At 62.8% G+C, this 631-nt stretch carries 1 pseudogene; it reads left to right on the plus strand.

Annotated elements, in window-relative coordinates:
- Nucleotides 1-519, plus strand: a pseudogene (locus tag AC1D00_RS44250) (caspase family protein); the annotation flags it as partial.
- Nucleotides 520-631 lie beyond the last annotated feature (112 nt).

The following is a 631-nucleotide window of genomic DNA, read 5'->3' on the forward strand; positions in this document are numbered from 1 at the left end:
CCGCAGGAGACGGCCAAACTGGTGCAGTCAGAACTCCGTCGCGTCGGGTGTCTGACGGGTGCAGCGGACGGRGAATGGAACACCKCCGCGCAGCGSTCGCTGACGCTGTTCAACAAGCATGCCGGAACGAAGTTCGACACCAGGCTGGCGAGCTTCGACGCCCTCGACGCCATCAAGRGCAAGCARGGACGYGTCTGYCCGCTGGTCTGCGACCGCGGYTTYAGGGCYGATGGCGATRCCTGYGYWAAGATCGCCTGCCGCGCCGGCTATCGSGTCAACGACGATAACGAATGCGAAAAGCTCCAGGACAAGAAGCCGGTCGCGAGCCGTGAGGATGCAAAGTCGCGCGACGATGCGAGAAAGAAGAGCGAGGCCACGCCCTCGAAACCGCAGGCGACCGGACAGATGATCTGTGGACCGGCTGGCTGCAGGCCGGTGCAAAAAGGGTGTCGCCTGGCATACCCCAAAGCTGGTCGACCGCAGGGCTATGGGGGAGCGATGTCGGAAGTCTGCGACTGAGGAAAAAGGCTGTAATGGGCGCGCTTCGTTTTCTTTTGATCGCTTTTGCCGTGTGGCTTGGATGCGGACCGGCGATGGCCGAACGGCGCGTGGCGCTGGTGATCGGCAATTC

This window comes from Bradyrhizobium sp. P2_E8, assembly GCF_056403875.1.